This window comes from Streptomyces niveiscabiei, assembly GCF_001419795.1.
Taxonomy (GTDB): Bacteria; Actinomycetota; Actinomycetes; order Streptomycetales; family Streptomycetaceae; genus Streptomyces; species Streptomyces niveiscabiei.
In genome coordinates this window covers 1-3,051 of sequence record NZ_LIRL01000995.1, presented here as the reverse complement: position 1 = coordinate 3,051, position 3,051 = coordinate 1, and the positions used below count along the sequence as shown (strand labels likewise).

The 3,051-nt window shown below is 71.0% G+C and carries 1 protein-coding gene; it reads right to left on the bottom strand.

Translation table 11 applies throughout. The features are described from left to right. Nucleotides 1-83 precede the first annotated feature (83 nt). Complete coding sequence (gene polA, locus AOK24_RS38585; protein ID WP_055724597.1) at nucleotides 84-2,810, bottom strand: DNA polymerase I; 2,727 nt, start codon at nucleotides 2,808-2,810, stop codon at nucleotides 84-86. Nucleotides 2,811-3,051 lie beyond the last annotated feature (241 nt).

Here is a 3,051-nt window from a genome sequence, read left to right as displayed (position 1 = left end):
GTGGTGTACGCGGTCGTCGTACGGCTGTCGCGGCCGGGCGAGCGGCGAGGAGTGCCCTCCGGAAGAGAGCACTCCTCGGTCTCTCAGTGAGCCGCCGCCTCCCAGTTCTGGCCCGAGCCCACCGACACGTCCAGCGGGGCCCGCAGGTGCACCGCGTCCGCCATCTCCCGGCGGACCAGCTCCTCGACCCTCGCCGCCTCGCCGGGCGCGATCTCCAGGACGATTTCGTCGTGGACCTGGAGCAGCAGACGGGACGTCAGCTTCGCCTCCTCCATCGCCACGGCCACCTTCAGCATCGCGATCTTGACGATGTCCGCCGCCGTCCCCTGGATGGGGGCGTTGAGCGCCATGCGTTCCGCCGTCTCGCGGCGCTGGCGGTTGTCGCTGTTGAGGTCGGGGAGGTAGCGGCGGCGGCCGAAGAGGGTCTCGGTGTAGCCCGTCGCGCGCGCCTCGTCGACCACGCGGTGCAGGTAGTCCCGTACGCCGCCGAAGCGCTCGAAGTACGTGTCCATCAGCGCGCGCGCCTCGCCCGCGTCGATGTTCAGCTGCTGGGAGAGGCCGAACGCGGACAGGCCGTACGCCAGGCCGTACGACATGGCCTTGATCTTGCGGCGCATCTCCGCGTCGACGGCGTCCTTGTCGACGGCGAAGACCTGGGCCGCGACCGTGTTGTGCAGGTCCTCGCCGGAGGTGAACGCGTCGATCAGGCCCTGGTCCTCGGAGAGGTGGGCCATGACGCGCAGCTCGATCTGGCTGTAGTCGGCGGTCATCAGGGACTCGAAGCCCTCGCCGACGACGAACCCGCGCCGGATCGCGCGCCCTTCCTCGGTGCGCACGGGGATGTTCTGGAGGTTGGGGTCGACGGAGGAGAGGCGGCCGGTCGCGGCGACGGTCTGGTTGAACGTCGTGTGGATACGGCCGTCCGCCGCGACCGTCTTGATCAGGCCCTCGACGGTGACGCGGAGCTTGGCCTGCTCGCGGTGGCGGAGCATGACGACCGGCAGTTCGTTGTCCGTCTGGGTGGCGAGCCACGCCAGCGCGTCCGCGTCGGTCGTGTAGCCCGTCTTCGTCTTCTTCGTCTTCGGCAGGCCCAGTTCGCCGAAGAGGACCTCCTGGAGCTGCTTCGGGGAGCCGAGGTTGAACTCGTGGCCCGCCGCCGCGTGCGCCTCCTTCACCGCCTGCTGGACGGCTCCGGCGAACATCTGCTCCATGGCCTCCAGGTGCGCGCGGTCGGCCGCGATGCCGTGGCGCTCCATGCGGGCCAGGATCGCGGACGTCGGCAGCTCCATGTCCCGCAGCAGGTCGGTGGCGCCGACCTCGGCCAGGCGCTCGCGGAACGCCTCGCCGAGGTCGAGGATCGCGCGGGCCTGGATCATCAGGGCCTCGCTCTCCGCGCCGTCGTCCGCGCCGAACGCGAGCTGGCCGTCGGCCGCAGCGGCGGGCTGTAGCTCGCGGCCCAGGTACTCCAGGGAGAGCGCGTCCAGGTCGAAGGAGCGGCGGCCCGGCTTGACGAGGTAGGCGGCGAGCGCGGTGTCCATCGTGACGCCCTCGATGGTCCAGCCGTGCTCGGCGAAGACCCGCATGGCGCCCTTGGCGTTGTGGAAGACCTTGGCGCGGGCGGGGTCCGCGAGCCAGGCCGCCCACGCGCGCTCGTCGGTCTCGTCGAGCTGCGCCGGGTCGAACCAGGCGGCCGGGCCGTCGGCTGCGGCGAGGGCGATCTCCGCGACGCTGCCCGTGCCCAGGGTCCAGCTGTCGACCGTCGCCACGCCGAGCGTGCCCGCCTCGTGTCCGGCGAGCCACGGGGCCAGTTCGCCCGTCGCCAGCACCGAGGCGTCCAGTTCGACGCCGGGTCCGGCGACCGGGGTCGCGTCGGTCTCCACGCCGCCCGGGTCGACCGCCAGCAGGCGCTCGCGCAGGGACGGGTTGCGGATCTCCAGGGTGTCCAGGACGAGGGCGACGGCGGTGCGGTCGTAGGGGGCGCGCTCCAGGTCGGGGACCGTCTTGTCCAGCTCGACCGTCCGCACCATCTCGGTGAGGCGGCGGTTCAGCTTCACGGCGTCCAGGTGGTCGCGGAGGTTCTGGCCCGCCTTGCCCTTGACCTCCTCGACGCGGTCGACGAGTTCCGCGAACGAGCCGAACTGGTTGATCCACTTCGCGGCGGTCTTCTCGCCGACGCCCGGGATGCCCGGGAGGTTGTCCGACGGGTCGCCGCGCAGGGCCGCGAAGTCCGGGTACTGGGCGGGCGTCAATCCGTACTTCTCGAAAACCTTCTCCGGGGTGAACCGGGTCAGCTCCGAGACGCCCTTGGTGGGGTACAGGACCGTCGTGTGCTCCGTGACCAGCTGGAACGAGTCCCGGTCGCCGGTCACGATCAGGACGTCGTACCCGGCGGCCTCCGCCTGGGTCGCCAGCGTCGCGATGATGTCGTCGGCCTCGAAGCCGTCCACCGCGAAGCGGGACACGTGCATCGCGTCCAGCAGTTCGCCGATCAGTTCGACCTGGCCCTTGAACTCGTCCGGCGTCTTCGAGCGGTTCGCCTTGTACTCGGTGAACTCCTCGGAGCGCCAGGTCTTGCGGGACACGTCGAACGCCACCGCGAAGTGCGTGGGCGCCTCGTCACGCAGCGTGTTGGCTAGCATCGACGCGAACCCGTAGATCGCGTTCGTCGGCTGCCCCACCGCCGTCGTGAAGTTCTCCACCGGCAGCGCGAAGAACGCGCGGTACGCCAGCGAATGCCCGTCCATGAGCATCAGCCGCGGCCTGCCCTCGCCGGTTGCCGTCTCGTTCGTCTTCGATGCTGTCTCTGCCACGCCCCCGATCCTGCCACGCGCCACTGACAACGCCCCGCCACGGACCGCTGCCGCGAGCTGTGCCGGACGGGAGAGGGGCGGTGATCAGGAAGGGGACGTGGGGAAACGAGGGAAAGGAAAGGCTGCGGGCGCTGAGCCGCCGGCCGGGAGGGGCCGCTCCGCGCCTCACTCCCCCCTCGGCCCCCCTCGGCCGAGCAGTGCTCCCCATCCACATCCGCCCCAGCACCGACCACCTCTCGCA